General features: G+C 51.5%; 1 protein-coding gene. It reads right to left on the minus strand.

What is annotated here, in order from left to right; genetic code table 11:
- Window positions 1-13 precede the first annotated feature (13 nt).
- Window positions 14-520: transposase (locus tag FD744_RS25245; protein WP_160870038.1), on the minus strand; the 507-nt coding region annotated here is incomplete at its 5' end.

Here is a 520-nt window from a genome sequence, read left to right on the forward strand (position 1 = left end):
TAATGCTTGTCAGTTAAGATCTTAATGGAGGCCGCAGCGGATAACGTTGCGGCTTCTTTTTTACCGCCCTTGGGTAATGCCGCACTCTTCTTTCCGGCAGCACCAGCCCTGGCGCCATCGCCATTATCTCTTCCATTATCCGCGGTATTTTTCCCCCTGAGATGCCCGGTAGCAGGCTCAGATGACTTCTCAGATACAGTGCGGACTGCTTAAAACTCATCTGATAAGGTTCCACGTCTTTCAGGCTGTACGCCATCTGCGCCATCATGAACCTCAGAAGGTTATAGGCCAGGACCACGCCCCACAGCTCCTGACGCACAAGTTCTGGCTTTTTGCTTCTCAGCGTCAGCTCATTATTCAGCAGGTGTTGTTTCATCTCGCGGAACCCATGCTCTATTTCCCAGCGATGGCCGTATAAGTCCACGACATCTGCTTTGGGATACCTCAGGGGGTCGCACATGGATGTCAGGATTTGAACCGTTTTTCCGTTGAGTTCTTTGCTGATAAGCCTTGCCGTCAG

Source organism: Pantoea sp. Taur, assembly GCF_009830025.1.
Taxonomy (GTDB): Bacteria; Pseudomonadota; Gammaproteobacteria; order Enterobacterales; family Enterobacteriaceae; genus Pantoea; species Pantoea communis.